The organism is Bacillus sp. C28GYM-DRY-1 (assembly GCF_030519405.1).
Taxonomy (GTDB): Bacteria; Bacillota; Bacilli; order Bacillales; family Bacillaceae; genus Bacillus; species Bacillus spizizenii_A.
Map to the genome: position 1 here is coordinate 1 of NZ_JAUMKF010000081.1, position 383 is coordinate 383.

1 protein-coding gene is annotated in these 383 nt (G+C 65.5%); it reads left to right on the forward strand.

Translation table 11 applies throughout. The features are described 5' to 3' along the window. Positions 1–30: 30 nt before the first annotated feature. The coding region (locus Q3W56_RS20765; protein ID WP_302896715.1) for a hypothetical protein at positions 31–383 on the forward strand (353 nt) is incomplete at its 3' end.

A 383-nucleotide genomic window follows, 5' to 3' on the forward strand; every position in this document is an offset into this window, starting at 1 on the left:
GCTCAGGGTGCGGGACCGGCCTCCAAGGGGATGCAGATCGCCGGTGGAACCATAGCTGCCGTCAGCGGAGCCGTTAAAGGCGCCAATTATGGCCTGTCTGCCTACAACACCGCGACCGGAAGGGACGCCGGCACAAGCACCCAGGCGATGCAGGACGCATTCGCATCGGCCGCTCACCTGGGTAAGGCCGGCCTGGGCGTGGCGAGTGCCTTCGGGGCCACAGGTCCAGTGATGGGCCTGGGCTCCACGGTCACGCAACAGCTGATCGACAACGCCACGAGCCCCATGACCACGCACGAAGCAATAGATGATGCCCAGGCGAAGATCGCCGGCTTCACGCAGTACCCCATGAACGCTTCCTGGAGCCCGGACCAGAGGAGCGC